Raw genomic sequence first — 14,809 nt, forward strand, 5'->3', positions numbered from 1 at the left:
GGCATGCCGGGCTTTTTGTTGTGTTGCGAATTATTGCGGCGAGGTGTCCAGTGCTTCTGGCGTCGGGACCGGAACGGTTTCTACACCGTCTACGTCCTTCTGGATCTGATCCAGTAGCGAGCCTGGCTTGACCGGTTTCTCTGGTTTTGGCTGTTCGACGTTTTCCGCTGGGGCGGTCACCGTCGTGCCAGTGTCTTTGCCCAGGATGGCTTCGTCACGGCTTACACCGGGCATGAAGTCACCTGAGAGGCTGACGAGTTGGTCGTTGGGATTGAAGATAACGCTGATGCGTTCCTGTTGGCGTTCACCGCCTCCAGGCTGCAGGCTATACAGGTAATCCCAGCGATCGGCATGGAATGTGTCGGTCAGCAGAGGGTTGCCCATGATAAACCGTACTTGCCGACGGGTCATTCCCGGGCGTAACTGGTCTATCATGTCCTGCGTGACGACATTGCCCTGCTGGATGTCGATTTTGTAAACCCCGGGGAATGAACAACCGGCGAGTGCGAGCAGTCCCACAAGGGTGAAACTGGTTAGCAGGAGCTTGGTGTTTTGCATCGGTGGGCGACTTCCACTATCTTGGCTGGGACAACGTAAACCCCGATCATACCCGCATTAAGAGAAGCTGCGAAGCAGCATCCGCGAGAAAGCTGACCATGGTTGAAAATAGCGAACTACGTAAAGCAGGCCTGAAAGTGACCCTGCCACGGGTCAAAATTCTACAAATGCTCGATTCCGCCGAGCAGCGACACATGAGTGCCGAAGATGTTTATAAGGCATTGATGGAAGCTGGCGAGGATGTTGGTCTGGCCACGGTTTACCGTGTCCTGACTCAGTTTGAAGCCGCTGGGCTGGTGGTTCGCCATAATTTTGATGGCGGTCACGCGGTATTTGAACTGGATGACGGCAAGCACCACGACCATATGGTTAACGTGGAAACCAGTGAAGTGATCGAGTTCTTCGACGAAGAAATCGAGAAGCTGCAGAAGGCGATCGTCGAGAAGCATGGCTTCGAGATGGTCGACCACAATCTGGTGCTGTACGTGCGCAAGAAAAAGTAAGCAAACCGCAATACGATCGAAGGCGACCCCAGGGTCGCCTTCGTGCTTTCTGCCATCCTAGATTTTGGTCGTGACAACCATCTTTTTTGCGTGCGCCAAGGACTCTTTGGTCAGATCGATGCCGCCCAGCATGCGCGCCACTTCCTCGATCCGTTCGGTCTTGCCCAGTTTGGATACCGCCGTGTGGGTGGCATCGTTGCCGCGTACCTTGTGCACGAACAGGTGTTGATGGCCCTGGGCGGCTACCTGTGGCAAGTGGGTGACGGTCAGCACCTGCCCGCGCTCGCCCAGCCGGCGCAGCAATTGACCGACGATCTCCGCAGTCGGTCCGCCGATACCGACGTCCACTTCGTCGAACACCAGCGTTGGCACGCGCGAGGTTTGCGCGGTGATCACCTGGATGGCCAGGCTGATCCGCGAGAGCTCGCCACCGGACGCCACTTTGGCCAGCGCCTTCAGCGGTTGCCCGGGGTTGGCGCTGACCAGCAGCTCGACTTGCTCCAGGCCATTGGGCAGCAGCTCATTGCTGGTGTTGGGGCGCAGCTCGATGGTGAAACGTCCGCCGGGCATGCCCAGACGCTGGATTTCTATTTCAACGGCACAGGCCAGGCTGCCAGCCGCTTGTTGGCGCAAGTCGCTCAGCTCCCTGGCTTTCTCCTGGTAATGCCGGGCATAGGACGCCAGCTCGTCGGCCAGTCGCTCAATGGATTCGTCACTGGCGTTCAGCGTTTCGATCTCGTCCAGCAGCCTTTGCTGCATATCAACGACTTCGATGGGCTGGATGCGATGTTTGCGGGCCAGGGTGTAGATCGCATCGAGGCGTTCTTCCAGGTACTGAAGGCGAGCGGGGTCGGCGTCAAAGTTGTCGAGGAAGCGGTTAAGCTCGCCCATGGCTTCTTCAACCTGAATCTGCGCGCTGGTCAGCAGATCGGTGGCTTCGCCCAGGGCGCCTACCGAATTGTTCACGCTCGACAGGCGATTGAGGCTGACTGTCAGTGCATTGAGCACATTCCCTGAATCACTTTCACTGCATTGTTCGACCACCTGCCGACAAATTCCCAGCAGGGTTTCGGCATTGGTCAGGTTCTTGTGTTCTTGTTCCAGCTGCTCCAGCTCATTCTCGCCAAGGCCGAGGTTTTCCAGCTCTTCGAGTTGGTAGCTGAGCAGTTGATGGCGGGCACGTTGTTCATCGCCGGAATTGGAGAGTCGCTCCAGCTCCTGGCGGGTCTGGCGCCAGCGCTGGGCGGCGAGTTGCACCTGGCGGGCCAGGTCCGTGGCGCCGGCGTACTCATCGAGCAGGCGACGATGGGTGTCGGTTTTCAGCAGGGACTGGTGCTCATGCTGGCTATGAATATCAATCAGCAGTTCACCGAGGGCTTTCAGGTCGCCGAGCGGGCAGGGGCTGCCATTGATATAGCCGCGTGAGCGCCCTTCGGCGGTGATCACCCGGCGCAGGATGCACGGGCCGTCGTTGTCGAGGTCGCGCTCGGCGAGCCAGGCGCTGGCTTCCGGAATGTCCACCAGGTCGAAGGTGGCCAGGATATCGGCCTTGTCTGCGCCCGGGCGAACCACGCCGCTGTCGGCGCGATCGCCGAGGGTCAGGCCCAGAGCGTCGAGCATGATCGACTTGCCGGCGCCGGTTTCGCCTGTGATTACGCTCATCCCGCGATCCAGTTCCAGATCGAGATGTTCAACGATGGCGTAGTTATGTACAGACAGGTGCACCAGCATAGAGGCCGCTCCCAGGCGATAGGTCTGGTTATTTATACAGTGTTTTGTTTCTCGCTGACAATGCCTTCCCTTAGCTCGATTTGCTTGGATAACGAAATTTTTTAGCGCGATTCGCAATGCCCATGTCGAAGCATTACGAAGGGTCAGGAGCGCTTGCCGCGCTGTCAGCCCTTGAACCTGAAAATTGCGACCCCATATACCGGGGCAGAAGCGCGAGTTGAGCTCGCGGACGAAATTGAAAGGAGAAATCTATGGCTGACGAACAGACGCTGGATACGCAAAACCTCGACGCCGATCAGGCTCCCCAGGATTCGGGTGATGACCTGGTGGCTCGTGTGCAACTGCTCGAAGAGCAACTGGCTGGCGCCCATGATCAGGCTTTGCGTGTTGCTGCCGATCTGCAGAACGTCCGCCGTCGTGCCGAGCAGGACGTGGAGAAAGCCCACAAGTTCGCGCTGGAAAAATTTGCCGGCGATCTGCTGCCGATTATCGACAGCCTCGAGCGTGGCCTGGAGCTGTCCAGCCCCGACGACGAAAGCATTCGCCCGATGCGCGAAGGGATCGAGCTGACCCTGAAAATGTTCCAGGACACCCTCAAGCGTTATCAGCTGGAAGCGATCGATCCCGAAGGTGAACCCTTCAATGCTGCAAAACATCAGGCGATGGCCATGCAGGAAAGCGCCGACGTCGAGCCCAACAGCGTGCTCAAGGTGTTTCAAAAGGGTTATCAGCTCAATGGTCGCTTGCTGCGTCCGGCCATGGTTGTGGTCAGCAAGGCACCTGCGGCGGTTTCACCTTCGATTGATGAGCAGGCTTGAAATTAGCAGCAAGACCCCCATTTAGAAGTCAAGCGTTTAAGTGCTACCGCAGTTAGCCACCACTGCTGCGGCAACCAAATCCAAAGTTTAGGGAGAGTTAACATGGGCAAAATTATCGGTATCGACCTGGGGACCACCAACTCCTGCGTCTCCGTGCTTGAAAACGGTAAATCCAAAGTTATTGAAAACGCCGAAGGCGCGCGCACCACGCCGTCGATCGTTGCGTATGCCAATGACGGTGAAATCCTGGTGGGCCAATCGGCCAAGCGTCAGGCTGTGACCAATCCGCACAACACCCTGTATGCGGTCAAGCGTTTGATCGGTCGCCGTTTCGACGAAGAAGTCGTGCAGAAAGATATCCAGATGGTCCCTTACAAGATCGTCAAGAATGACAACGGTGACGCCTGGGTCGAAGTCAACGGCCAGAAAATGTCGCCTCCGCAGATTTCGGCTGAAATCCTGAAGAAAATGAAGAAGACCGCCGAAGACTACCTCGGTGAGACTGTGACCGAAGCGGTGATCACCGTTCCGGCCTACTTCAACGACAGCCAGCGTCAAGCCACCAAAGATGCCGGTCGCATCGCCGGTCTGGACGTAAAACGTATCATCAACGAACCGACTGCGGCCGCTCTGGCTTACGGTATGGACAAGGCCAAGGGCGATCACACCGTGATCGTTTATGACCTGGGTGGCGGTACTTTCGACGTTTCCGTGATCGAAATCGCGGAAGTCGATGGCGAGCACCAGTTCGAAGTGTTGTCCACCAACGGTGACACCTTCCTCGGCGGTGAAGACTTTGACATTCGTCTGATCGACTACCTCGTTGACGAGTTCAAGAAAGAAAGCGGCATGAACCTCAAGGGTGACCCGCTGGCAATGCAGCGCCTGAAAGAAGCCGCTGAAAAAGCCAAGATCGAGCTGTCTTCGAGCCTGCAGACCGACGTCAACCTGCCGTACATCACTGCAGATGCGACCGGTCCAAAGCACTTGAACGTGAAAATCTCCCGCGCCAAGCTCGAAGCGCTGGTTGAAGACCTGGTTCAGCGCACTATCGAACCTTGCCGCATTGCGCTCAAGGATTCCGGTATCGACGTTGGCGCGATCAACGACGTGATCCTGGTCGGCGGTCAGACCCGTATGCCACTGGTTCAGAAGCTGGTGACCGAGTTCTTCGGTAAAGAAGCGCGTAAAGACGTCAACCCGGACGAAGCTGTAGCCATGGGTGCTGCTATCCAGGGCGCGGTATTGGCCGGTGATGTGAAAGACGTTCTGCTGCTCGACGTCAGCCCGCTGACTCTGGGTATCGAAACCATGGGCGGCGTGATGACTGCGCTGATCGAGAAAAACACCACGATTCCTACCAAGAAATCCCAGGTGTTCTCGACTGCCGATGACAACCAGGGCGCAGTGACCATTCACGTGCTGCAAGGCGAGCGTAAGCAAGCCGCGCAGAACAAGTCCCTGGGCAAGTTCGACCTGGCCGAGATTCCACCGGCTCCACGTGGCGTGCCGCAAATCGAAGTGACCTTCGACATCGATGCCAACGGCATCCTGCACGTAGGCGCCAAAGACAAGGCCACCGGCAAGACTCAGTCGATCGTGATCAAGGCCAACTCCGGTCTGTCCGAGGAAGAAATTCAGCAGATGATTCGTGATGCTGAAGTCAACGCCGACGAAGATCGCAAGTTCGAAGAGCTGGCCAGTGCCCGCAACCAGGGCGACGCGCTGGTTCACTCGACTCGCAAAATGATCGCGGACGCTGGCGACAAAGTGACCGCGGAAGAGAAAACTTCGATCGAGGCGGCTCTGGTTGCCCTTGAAGCTGCTGTCAAAGGCGACGACAAGGCGCAGATCGAAGCCAAGGTTGAAGAGCTGTCCAAGCTGTCGGCTCCGATTGCTCAGAAAATGTACGCCGAGCAAGCCAACCCTGCAGACGCGGCGGCCCAGCCAGCAGACTCGGCTGAAAAAGCTGACGACGTTGTCGATGCCGAGTTCGAAGAAGTCAAAGACCACAAGTAAGTTAGCTTGTTGGTCGGCCGGTTGACTGCGATTAAGCGGTGACTGGTAGGATGTCGCCGCGCGGGAGCTTGCTCCCGCGTTGGCGCGTCTGGAGTAAGCGAATTTTTACAGCACGCGACAACGCTCGGGTGCTGGCGGTACGGTCGGGGATGCTCCTGCTTTCCGGTCGATAGTTATCGCACCCGCTGGCCAGTTTTCTGGCTGCAAATCAAAGACCAGGATCGTTGAATTGACGTGAGTTGGGTCCGGGCCTGTATTGGGGCTCAACGAGTTTGGCGAGGCTCAGGAGGGGTTTGCCGAACGTCCTTAAGAGTGCAAAGACTTATGGCAAAGCGTGACTATTACGAAGTGTTGGGTGTGGAGCGCGGCTCCAGCGAGACGGACCTGAAGAAGGCTTACCGTCGTCTGGCAATGAAGCACCACCCGGACCGTAATCCCGATGACAAAGCATCGGAAGATATGTTCAAAGAGGCCAATGAGGCCTATGAAGTGCTGTCCGATTCCAGCAAGCGCGCGGCCTACGATCAGTATGGTCATGCGGGCGTTGACCCAAGCATGGGCGGCGGCGGTGCCGGTTTTGGCGGTCAGAATTTCTCGGACATCTTTGGTGATGTCTTCAGTGACTTCTTCGGTGGTGGTCGCGGCGGTGCTCGTGGCGGCGCGCAGCGCGGCAGCGATCTGCGTTACACCCTGGAGCTGAACCTGGAAGAAGCGGTGCGCGGTACGACCGTGAATATCCGTGTTCCGACACTGGTCAATTGCAAGCCTTGCGATGGTTCCGGCGCCAAGAAAGGTTCCGCGCCTATTACCTGTCCGACCTGCGGCGGTATCGGTCAGGTGCGCATGCAGCAAGGTTTCTTCTCGGTGCAGCAAACCTGCCCGCGCTGCCATGGCCAGGGCAAGATCATTGCCGATCCATGCGACTCCTGCCATGGGCAAGGTCGCGTCGAAGAGTCGAAGACCCTGTCGGTAAAAGTACCGGCTGGCGTTGATACCGGCGACCGTATTCGCTTGTCTGGCGAAGGCGAGGCGGGTGCCCAGGGTGGGCCGACCGGTGATCTGTACGTGGTGATCAATGTGCGCGAGCACGCGATCTTCCAGCGCGACGGCAAGCACCTGTTCTGCGAAGTACCAATCAGCTTCGTCGATGCCGCCCTCGGTGGCGAGCTGGAAATCCCGACCCTGGATGGCCGGGTCAAGCTGAAGATTCCTGAAGGCACGCAAACCGGCAAGCAGTTCCGGGTTCGTGGCAAGGGTGTTGCGCCGGTGCGTGGTGGCGGTGCTGGCGACTTGATGTGCCGTGTTGCGGTCGAGACCCCAGTCAATCTGGGTCGTCGTCAGCGTGAGTTGCTGGAAGAGTTCCGCAGTTCCCTGGCCGACGACAATAGCCAATCACCGAAAACCACTGGCTGGTTCGAAGGCGTGAAGCGTTTCTTCGGCGATTTATAAGGAGCAAGGCATGCGACGTATAGCTGTGATGGGCGCTGCAGGGCGCATGGGCAAGACGTTGATCGAAGCCGTGCAGCAAACGCCGGGTGCCGGTCTGACCGCCGCTGTGGATCGTCCGGATAGTTCGCTGGTCGGCGCTGATGCGGGTGAGCTGGCTGCGCTGGGGCGTATCGGTGTGCCGCTGTCGGGGGATCTGGATCGGGTGGCCGAGGAGTTCGACGTGCTGATCGACTTCACTCACCCGACGGTGACCCTGAAGAACCTCGCATTCTGCCGCAAGGCCGGCAAGGCCATGGTCATCGGCACCACCGGTTTCACTGTCGAAGAGAAGCAACTGCTGGCCGAAGCCGGCAAAGACATTCCAATCGTCTTTGCCGCCAACTTCAGCGTAGGGGTCAATCTTTGCCTGAAGCTGCTCGACACCGCTGCTCGGGTGCTGGGTGATGACGTCGATATCGAAATCACCGAAGCGCACCATCGGCATAAGGTCGATGCGCCTTCCGGCACTGCGGTGCGCATGGGCGAAGTGATTGCCGATGCCCTGGGGCGCGACCTCAAGGAAGTGGCGGTTTACGGTCGTGAAGGCCAGACCGGCGCGCGGGATCGGCAGACCATTGGTTTCGCCACCATTCGTGCTGGCGATATCGTCGGTGATCACACGGTACTGTTCGCTGCCGACGGCGAGCGTGTCGAGATCACTCACAAGGCGTCCAGTCGCATGACCTTTGCCAAGGGTGCGGTACGGGCTGCGTTGTGGCTGGATGGTCGTGAAGCTGGCCTGTATGATATGCAGGATGTGCTTGATCTGCGCTGAGATGCATCGAAAACAGGGTTCGGGTCAGTGCTTGAGCCCTGTTTTATCCCGCTAAGCGATGTTCTGTCGCATTCCTCTGCCTTTTAGGCTCATTAGCGGTAGACCAAAAAAGCCTTTTTCTGTAAGCTACAGCTTTAGTGTGTCCACTAAAAGCGCGCAGATAATTCGACGAAGAAGCGGGGTGACGTGTCTATACGTCATTCCGCTTTTTTGCAACCTGCGATCGCCCTTTCAGGCTTTATTTACGGGAGGTCTTCTTGACTAAGCCAGCCATACTCGCCCTTGCTGATGGCAGCATTTTTCGCGGCGAAGCCATTGGAGCCGACGGTCAAACCGTTGGTGAGGTGGTGTTCAACACCGCCATGACCGGCTATCAGGAAATCCTTACCGATCCTTCCTACGCCCAACAGATTGTTACCCTGACTTATCCGCACATCGGCAACACCGGCACTACGCCGGAAGATGCCGAGTCCGACCGCGTCTGGTCGGCTGGCCTGGTCATCCGTGACCTGCCGCTGGTGGCGAGCAACTGGCGTAACACGATGTCACTGTCCGATTACCTGCAAGCCAACAACGTTGTGGCAATCGCCGGTATCGACACGCGCCGCCTGACACGCATCCTGCGTGAGAAAGGCGCGCAGAACGGCTGCATCATGGCCGGCGACAACATTTCCGACGAGGCGGCCATCGCTGCTGCTCGTGGCTTCCCTGGCCTCAAAGGCATGGACCTGGCGAAAGTTGTCAGCACCAAAGAGCAGTACGAGTGGCGCTCCACGGTCTGGGATCTGAAAACCGACAGCCACGCGACGATCGACGCCTCCGAGCTGCCGTACCACGTGGTTGCCTACGACTACGGCGTCAAGGTGAACATTCTGCGCATGCTGGTCGCGCGCGGTTGCCGCGTGACCGTAGTGCCGGCGCAAACCCCGGCCAGCGAAGCCCTGGCACTCAAGCCGGACGGCGTGTTCCTGTCCAACGGCCCTGGTGATCCGGAGCCTTGCGACTACGCGATCCAGGCGATCAAGGACATTCTGAAAACCGAGATCCCGGTGTTCGGCATCTGTCTCGGTCACCAGTTGCTGGCCCTGGCGTGCGGCGCCAAGACGGTGAAAATGGGTCACGGCCACCACGGTGCCAACCACCCGGTGCAGGATACGGACTCCGGTGTTGTGATGATCACCAGCCAGAACCACGGTTTTGCGGTGGACGAAGCGACCCTGCCAGCCAACGTTCGGGCGATCCACAAATCGCTGTTCGACGGCACCCTGCAAGGTATCGAGCTCACCGACAAGAACGCATTCAGCTTCCAGGGTCACCCTGAAGCGAGTCCGGGCCCGAATGACGTGTCGCCATTGTTCGATCGCTTCATCGACGCCATGGCCAAGCGCCGCTAATCGCGCCTTGAGAATGTAGCGAAAAGGCGCCTGAGGCGAGCCCGGTAACCCCGGCGAATTTCCCTCAGCCACCTCGGAAAATGTTCAAGGCGGCCTCTCCTCCGGGATTGCCGTCGGACCTGCGGATTTGAGTGACAACTAATGCCAAAACGTACAGATATAAAAAGCATCCTGATTCTCGGCGCTGGCCCGATCGTTATCGGCCAGGCCTGTGAATTCGACTACTCCGGCGCCCAGGCCTGCAAAGCCCTGCGCGAGGAGGGTTACCGCGTCATCCTGGTGAACTCCAACCCGGCAACCATCATGACCGACCCGGACATGGCCGACGCCACCTACATCGAGCCGATCAAGTGGCAGACCGTTGCCAAGATCATCGAAAAGGAACGTCCTGACGCGCTGCTGCCGACCATGGGTGGCCAGACCGCTCTGAACTGCGCCCTGGACCTGGAGCGCGAAGGCGTTCTGGAGAAGTTCGGTGTGGAAATGATCGGTGCCAATGCCGACACCATCGACAAGGCTGAAGACCGTTCGCGTTTCGACAAGGCGATGAAGTCCATCGGCCTGGACTGCCCGCGTTCGGGTATCGCCCACAGCATGGCAGAGGCCAACGTGGTGCTCGAGAAGCTTGGCTTCCCGTGCATCATTCGTCCGTCCTTCACCATGGGCGGCACGGGTGGCGGTATCGCTTACAACCGTGAAGAGTTCGAAGAAATCTGCGCCCGTGGTCTGGACCTGTCGCCGACCAAAGAGCTGCTGATCGACGAATCGCTGATCGGCTGGAAAGAATACGAGATGGAGGTTGTCCGCGATAAGAAGGACAACTGCATCATCGTCTGCTCCATCGAAAACTTTGATCCGATGGGCGTGCACACCGGTGACTCGATCACTGTTGCGCCGGCACAGACCCTGACCGACAAGGAATACCAGATCATGCGTAACGCCTCCCTGGCGGTACTGCGTGAGATCGGCGTGGAAACCGGCGGTTCGAACGTGCAGTTCGGTATTTGCCCGGACACCGGTCGCATGGTCGTGATCGAGATGAATCCGCGGGTATCGCGTTCTTCGGCGCTGGCCTCCAAGGCCACCGGCTTCCCGATTGCCCGGGTCGCGGCCAAACTGGCGATCGGCTACACCCTCGACGAACTGCAGAACGAAATCACCGGTGGCAAGACCCCGGCGTCCTTCGAGCCGTCCATCGACTACGTCGTGACCAAGCTGCCACGTTTCGCCTTCGAGAAGTTCCCCAAGGCCGACGCGCGCCTGACCACGCAAATGAAATCGGTCGGCGAAGTCATGGCCATCGGCCGGACCTTCCAGGAATCCCTGCAGAAAGCCCTGCGCGGCCTGGAAGTGGGCGTTTGCGGGCTTGACCCGAAACTCGACCTGAGCAACCCGGAAAGCATGGGCGTGCTCAAACGCGAACTGACTGTGCCGGGCGCCGAGCGTATCTGGTACGTCGCGGATGCCTTCCGTGCCGGCATGACCGTCGAAGACATCTTCGGCATGAACATGATCGACCCATGGTTCCTGGTGCAGATCGAAGATCTGGTCAAGGAAGAGGAGCGGGTCAAGACCCTCGGTCTGGCCACTATCGACCGCGACGTGATGTACCGCCTCAAGCGCAAAGGCTTCTCCGATGCGCGTCTGGCCAAGCTGCTGGGCGTGACCGAGAAGGCCCTGCGTCGCCATCGTCACAAGCTTGAGGTCTATCCGGTCTACAAGCGTGTCGACACCTGCGCCGCCGAGTTCGCCACCGATACCGCCTACATGTATTCGACCTACGAGGAAGAGTGCGAGGCCAACCCGTCGACCCGTGACAAGATCATGATCCTGGGCGGCGGTCCGAACCGCATCGGCCAGGGCATCGAGTTCGACTACTGCTGCGTGCACGCGGCACTGGCACTGCGCGAAGACGGGTACGAGACCATCATGGTCAACTGCAACCCGGAAACCGTATCCACCGACTACGACACTTCCGATCGCCTGTACTTCGAACCAGTAACCCTGGAAGACGTGCTGGAAATCGTCCGCGTCGAGAAGCCCAAGGGTGTGATCGTCCAGTACGGCGGCCAGACTCCACTGAAACTGGCTCGCGCCCTGGAAGAAGCCGGCGTGCCGATTATCGGTACCAGCCCTGACGCCATCGACCGCGCCGAAGACCGTGAGCGTTTCCAGCAGATGGTCGAGCGCCTGAACCTGCGTCAGCCGCCGAACGCTACCGTTCGCAGCGAAGACGAAGCGATTCGCGCTGCCGGCAAGATCGGTTACCCGCTGGTGGTGCGTCCGTCCTACGTACTGGGCGGTCGGGCGATGGAAATCGTCTACGAAGAAGAAGAACTCAAGCGTTACCTGCGCGACGCGGTGAAAGTGTCCAACGACAGCCCGGTGCTGCTGGATCACTTCCTCAACTGCGCCATTGAAATGGACGTCGACGCGGTCTGCGACGGCACCGACGTGGTGATCGGCGCGATCATGCAGCACATCGAACAGGCAGGCGTGCACTCCGGTGACTCCGCTTGCTCGCTGCCGCCGTACTCGTTGCCTGCGCACATCCAGGACGAAATGCGTGAGCAGGTCAAGAAAATGGCCCTGGAACTCGGTGTGGTCGGCTTGATGAACGTTCAGTTGGCGCTGCAAGGCGAAGACATCTACGTCATCGAAGTCAACCCGCGCGCTTCGCGTACCGTGCCATTCGTCTCCAAGTGCATCGGTGTTTCCCTGGCAATGATCGCGGCTCGCGTCATGGCCGGTAAAACCCTGAAGGAAATCGGCTTCACCAAGGAAATCATCCCGAACTTCTACAGCGTGAAAGAGGCGGTGTTCCCGTTCGCCAAATTCCCTGGCGTTGACCCGATCCTCGGCCCTGAGATGAAGTCCACCGGTGAAGTGATGGGCGTCGGCGATACGTTCGGCGAAGCCTTTGCCAAAGCCCAGATGGGTGCCAGTGAAGTGCTGCCGACCGGCGGTACCGCATTCATCAGCGTGCGTGACGATGACAAGCCGCTGGTTGCAGGCGTGGCCCGTGATCTGATCAACTTGGGTTTCGAAGTGGTCGCCACTGCCGGTACTGCCAAGCTGATTGAAGCCGCAGGTCTGAAAGTGCGCCGTGTGAACAAGGTGACCGAAGGTCGTCCGCACGTGGTCGACATGATCAAGAATGACGAAGTCACGCTGATCATCAACACCACCGAAGGTCGTCAGTCGATCGCTGATTCGTACTCCATTCGTCGTAATGCCTTGCAGCACAAGATTTACTGCACCACTACCATTGCTGCTGGCGAAGCCATCTGCGAAGCGCTCAAGTTCGGTCCCGAGAAGACCGTGCGTCGCTTGCAGGATCTACACGCAGGATTGAAGGCATGATCAAATACCCAATGACCGTCCAGGGCGCAAAAGCCCTGGAAGAAGAGCACGCTCACCTGACCAAGGTCGTCCGTCCGAAGCTCAGCCAGGATATCGGTACGGCCCGCGAGTTGGGCGACTTGAAGGAAAACGCTGAATACCATGCCGCCCGCGAACAGCAGGGCATGGTCGAGGCGCGGATCCGTGCTATCGAAGGCCGCATGCAGAACGCGGTGATCATCGATGTCACGAGCATTCCTCATACCGGCAAAGTGATTTTCGGCACCACCGTCGAAATCGCCAATGTTGAAACCGATGAAAGCGTCACGTATCACATCGTTGGTGAAGACGAGGCTGACTTCAAGCAAGGCAAGATTTCGGTCGGCTCACCGCTGGCTCGCGCCTTGATTGCCAAGGAAGAGGGTGATGTGGTGGCAGTCAAAACGCCTGGCGGCGTTATCGAGTACGAGATTGTCGAAGTTCGTCACATTTGAACTGAGGCGCCCGCTACGAGCGGGCGCCATGCTCTGGCAGCTGACCCAGATGTTGTGGGTGGGCGGCGTGTGGCTGCTGCACATTGGTCTGCTACCGGTGCTGGGGCAAATTGGCCTGGCACCGCTGCTGATCGAAGAGATTGGTAATCTGTTGAGTGCGCTGCTGGTAGGATTTGCGGCAGTGTGCGTGACTCTGCAGCTTCTGGTGCTGATACGGGCCTTGGGCCTGTCGAGTCTGTGGCGCGATATTCGTGGGCAATTGCTGCTGATGGCGCTGTATGGGTGCGGGATGTATTTCGCGGTGCGCATCGGTTTGCCGGAAGCGCTTCGCTGGCAGTTGTTCAGCTATCTGGTCTTGGGGTTTTCCGGTCTTGTGCTGGTACTGCAGCCAGTGCCAGGATGGAGCGGCAGGGTGCGCGAAGCACACCCTTGACCCTTGAAATCACTTGAAGCGATGAACGTTCGACAGCTGCTTGTTGACGCTGAAGTTCTTGCGGTAAATCAACGCCATTTTGCCGATGACTTGCACCAGATCCGCCTTGCCGGCCTTGCACAATTCGGCAACGGCACCGAGGCGCGATTCGCGTTCGAGGATGTTGAGCTTGATTTTGATCAGCTCGTGATCGCTCAATGCGCGTTCCAGTTCGGCTAACACACCTTCAGTCAAACCGTTATCAGCCACAGTCAATACTGGTTTCAGATGGTGGCCAATGGATTTGTACTGTTTCTTCTGCTCTTGAGTGAGCGGCATAATCTGACCCCTGTGTCTGATCTTGTAAAAAGCGGCGGCCAGTTTACCCGAGCGAGTCCGGGACCGCCCAGTTAATCACGACCCGTTTATTTTTGAGTTTATTTTTGAGGTGGCCTGTGGCCCGTTCCAAGACAAGCCTTAAATGGCTGCAAGAACATTTCAACGACCCATTCGTGAAAATGGCGCAAAAAGACGGGTATCGCTCCCGTGCCAGCTACAAGCTGCTGGAGATCCAGGAAAGGGACCGTTTGATCCGTCCAGGCATGAGCGTGATCGACCTGGGCGCCGCGCCAGGGGGCTGGTCCCAGGTGACCAGTCGTCTGATTGGCGGGCAGGGGACCCTCATCGCTTCGGACATCCTTGAAATGGACAGCATCCCCGATGTGACCTTCATTCAGGGCGACTTTACTGAAGACGCGGTACTGGCGCAGATCCTCGAGGCGGTCGGAAATAAAGAAGTAGACCTTGTGATTTCCGATATGGCCCCCAATATGAGTGGACTGGCATCCGTTGATATGCCGAGATCGATGTTCCTGTGCGAGTTGGCACTGGATCTGGCGACTCGGGTACTCAAGCCGGGTGGTGATTTCCTGATCAAGGTTTTCCAGGGTGAGGGTTTCGACGAGTACCACAAGAACGTGCGCAAGCAGTTCGAGAAGGTTACGACGCGCAAGCCGAAATCGTCGCGCGACCGCTCCCGCGAGCAGTACCTGCTGGGCCGTGGTTTCCGCGGGCGCAGCGAGGAGTAGGGAATTTTCGACCGAGGCGATAGGATTTTCGTATTTCGCCTTGTGAGCATTAGCGAATATTGTGTAGAAAGTGTTTCACAAAGGGTTACAGACAGCGCCTGCCAGAGCTGTAGGTAATGTAGTAAGTTAGGCCGGTGAATATCATGCGAAGCGCGCGCCAGTAGCGGAGCTTGCTTCAGAGGGTAGT

The 14,809-nt window shown here is 58.2% G+C and carries 13 protein-coding genes; 10 read left to right on the plus strand and 3 right to left on the minus strand.

All coding sequences use genetic code 11. The annotated features are described in order from the left end of the window. Positions 1 to 30: 30 nt before the first annotated feature. Complete coding sequence (locus tag F8N85_RS16800) at positions 31 to 558, minus strand: outer membrane protein assembly factor BamE (RefSeq protein ID WP_150804676.1); 528 nt, start codon at positions 556 to 558, stop codon at positions 31 to 33. Between the two features lie 98 nt (positions 559 to 656). Here F8N85_RS16800 and fur point away from each other — a divergent pair, with 98 nt between their 5' ends. Then, complete coding sequence (gene fur, locus F8N85_RS16805) at positions 657 to 1,061, plus strand: ferric iron uptake transcriptional regulator (RefSeq protein ID WP_150641005.1); 405 nt, start codon at positions 657 to 659, stop codon at positions 1,059 to 1,061. Between the two features lie 57 nt (positions 1,062 to 1,118). Here fur and recN read toward each other — a convergent pair whose 3' ends face one another. Continuing rightward, entirely contained in the window at positions 1,119 to 2,792 is a 1,674-nt protein-coding gene (gene recN / locus F8N85_RS16810; protein WP_150804677.1) for a DNA repair protein RecN, read from the minus strand. A 251-nt stretch (positions 2,793 to 3,043) separates the two neighbouring features. On the opposite strand from recN, the gene grpE reads away from it, so the two are divergent. The 8 genes from grpE to F8N85_RS16850 all read left to right on the plus strand — a co-directional run bounded on the left by grpE (position 3,044) and on the right by F8N85_RS16850 (position 13,555). After that, positions 3,044 to 3,610 (plus strand): nucleotide exchange factor GrpE, encoded by a 567-nt coding sequence (gene grpE / locus F8N85_RS16815; protein WP_150804678.1) that lies wholly within the window; start codon positions 3,044 to 3,046, stop codon positions 3,608 to 3,610. Positions 3,611 to 3,712: 102 nt separating this feature from the next. Then, positions 3,713 to 5,629, plus strand: coding sequence for a molecular chaperone DnaK (dnaK, locus tag F8N85_RS16820; protein WP_150804679.1), 1,917 nt, complete (start codon positions 3,713 to 3,715; stop codon positions 5,627 to 5,629). Positions 5,630 to 5,953: 324 nt separating this feature from the next. Continuing rightward, positions 5,954 to 7,078 carry a molecular chaperone DnaJ gene (dnaJ, locus tag F8N85_RS16825; protein ID WP_150804680.1) on the plus strand — a complete coding sequence of 375 codons (1,125 nt, stop codon included), beginning with the start codon at positions 5,954 to 5,956 and terminating at the stop codon, positions 7,076 to 7,078. Positions 7,079 to 7,088: 10 nt separating this feature from the next. Continuing rightward, on the plus strand, positions 7,089 to 7,892 hold the full coding sequence (gene dapB, locus F8N85_RS16830; protein ID WP_150804681.1) for a 4-hydroxy-tetrahydrodipicolinate reductase: 804 nt from the start codon (positions 7,089 to 7,091) through the stop codon (positions 7,890 to 7,892). Between the two features lie 257 nt (positions 7,893 to 8,149). Next, complete coding sequence (carA, locus tag F8N85_RS16835; RefSeq protein WP_150804682.1) at positions 8,150 to 9,286, plus strand: glutamine-hydrolyzing carbamoyl-phosphate synthase small subunit; 1,137 nt, start codon at positions 8,150 to 8,152, stop codon at positions 9,284 to 9,286. 141 nt (positions 9,287 to 9,427) lie between these two features. Then, positions 9,428 to 12,649: a carbamoyl-phosphate synthase large subunit gene (carB, locus tag F8N85_RS16840; protein ID WP_150804683.1), complete on the plus strand. Its 3,222-nt coding sequence runs from the start codon at positions 9,428 to 9,430 to the stop codon at positions 12,647 to 12,649. Then, positions 12,646 to 13,122, plus strand: coding sequence for a transcription elongation factor GreA (greA, locus tag F8N85_RS16845; RefSeq protein WP_150804684.1), 477 nt, complete (start codon positions 12,646 to 12,648; stop codon positions 13,120 to 13,122). The genes carB and greA overlap by 4 nt, the downstream gene beginning before the upstream one ends. A 28-nt stretch (positions 13,123 to 13,150) precedes the next feature. After that, the gene (locus tag F8N85_RS16850; RefSeq protein ID WP_150804685.1) at positions 13,151 to 13,555 is read left to right on the plus strand and encodes an MFS transporter; all 405 of its coding nucleotides are present in this window, start codon (positions 13,151 to 13,153) and stop codon (positions 13,553 to 13,555) included. Between the two features lie 9 nt (positions 13,556 to 13,564). On the opposite strand, the gene F8N85_RS16855 is transcribed toward F8N85_RS16850, so the two are convergent. Next, entirely contained in the window at positions 13,565 to 13,873 is a 309-nt protein-coding gene (locus F8N85_RS16855; RefSeq protein WP_150804686.1) for a YhbY family RNA-binding protein, read from the minus strand. Positions 13,874 to 13,989: 116 nt separating this feature from the next. Here F8N85_RS16855 and rlmE point away from each other — a divergent pair, with 116 nt between their 5' ends. Then, positions 13,990 to 14,622, plus strand: coding sequence for a 23S rRNA (uridine(2552)-2'-O)-methyltransferase RlmE (gene rlmE / locus F8N85_RS16860; protein WP_150804687.1), 633 nt, complete (start codon positions 13,990 to 13,992; stop codon positions 14,620 to 14,622). Positions 14,623 to 14,809 lie beyond the last annotated feature (187 nt).

It is taken from the genome of Pseudomonas fluorescens (assembly GCF_902497875.1).
Taxonomy (GTDB): domain Bacteria; phylum Pseudomonadota; class Gammaproteobacteria; order Pseudomonadales; family Pseudomonadaceae; genus Aquipseudomonas; species Aquipseudomonas fluorescens_BR.

What these genes read in the sequence shown, in the direction of transcription:
- F8N85_RS16800 (WP_150804676.1), bottom strand. Translation starts at nt 558, where the DNA reads ATGCAAAACACCAAGCTCCTGCTAACCAGTTTCACCCTTGTGGGACTG.
- fur (WP_150641005.1), top strand. Translation starts at nt 657, where the DNA reads ATGGTTGAAAATAGCGAACTACGTAAAGCAGGCCTGAAAGTGACCCTG.
- recN (WP_150804677.1), bottom strand. Translation starts at nt 2,792, where the DNA reads ATGCTGGTGCACCTGTCTGTACATAACTACGCCATCGTTGAACATCTC.
- grpE (WP_150804678.1), top strand. Translation starts at nt 3,044, where the DNA reads ATGGCTGACGAACAGACGCTGGATACGCAAAACCTCGACGCCGATCAG.
- dnaK (WP_150804679.1), top strand. Translation starts at nt 3,713, where the DNA reads ATGGGCAAAATTATCGGTATCGACCTGGGGACCACCAACTCCTGCGTC.
- dnaJ (WP_150804680.1), top strand. Translation starts at nt 5,954, where the DNA reads ATGGCAAAGCGTGACTATTACGAAGTGTTGGGTGTGGAGCGCGGCTCC.
- dapB (WP_150804681.1), top strand. Translation starts at nt 7,089, where the DNA reads ATGCGACGTATAGCTGTGATGGGCGCTGCAGGGCGCATGGGCAAGACG.
- carB (WP_150804683.1), top strand. Translation starts at nt 9,428, where the DNA reads ATGCCAAAACGTACAGATATAAAAAGCATCCTGATTCTCGGCGCTGGC.
- greA (WP_150804684.1), top strand. Translation starts at nt 12,646, where the DNA reads ATGATCAAATACCCAATGACCGTCCAGGGCGCAAAAGCCCTGGAAGAA.
- F8N85_RS16850 (WP_150804685.1), top strand. Translation starts at nt 13,151, where the DNA reads ATGCTCTGGCAGCTGACCCAGATGTTGTGGGTGGGCGGCGTGTGGCTG.
- F8N85_RS16855 (WP_150804686.1), bottom strand. Translation starts at nt 13,873, where the DNA reads ATGCCGCTCACTCAAGAGCAGAAGAAACAGTACAAATCCATTGGCCAC.